Genomic DNA, 258 nt, shown 5'->3' on the forward strand with positions numbered 1-258 from the left:
GTTCTGCTGGTCGGTAGCCAGATCGGTCAGCGGCGCCAGCGTGCGGAAACGTTCCAGCAGGCGCGGCGCCCAGACATTCAATTCATCGAGGTCAGGGCTGGTGAGCGTGAATTGGTACTGGGTCCGCGACAGCCGGCCGCCCACGTTGATGTCCTGGCCGGCCTGCATGAACAGCCGCACGCCCGGCACCTTGGCAAGCTCCGGCTGCAAGCGCCGGATGACATCGTCTGCCGATGCCTTGCGCCCCTGCGTGCGTGG

Annotated in this window: 1 protein-coding gene; it reads right to left on the reverse strand. The window is 66.7% G+C overall.

The window, feature by feature from the left end; translation table 11 throughout:
* Positions 1-258: efflux RND transporter permease subunit (locus tag WDW90_RS40035; RefSeq protein ID WP_336493109.1), on the reverse strand; the 258-nt coding region annotated here is incomplete at both ends.

It is taken from the genome of Methylobacterium nigriterrae (assembly GCF_037106235.1).
Lineage (GTDB): Bacteria > Pseudomonadota > Alphaproteobacteria > Rhizobiales > Beijerinckiaceae > Methylobacterium > Methylobacterium nigriterrae.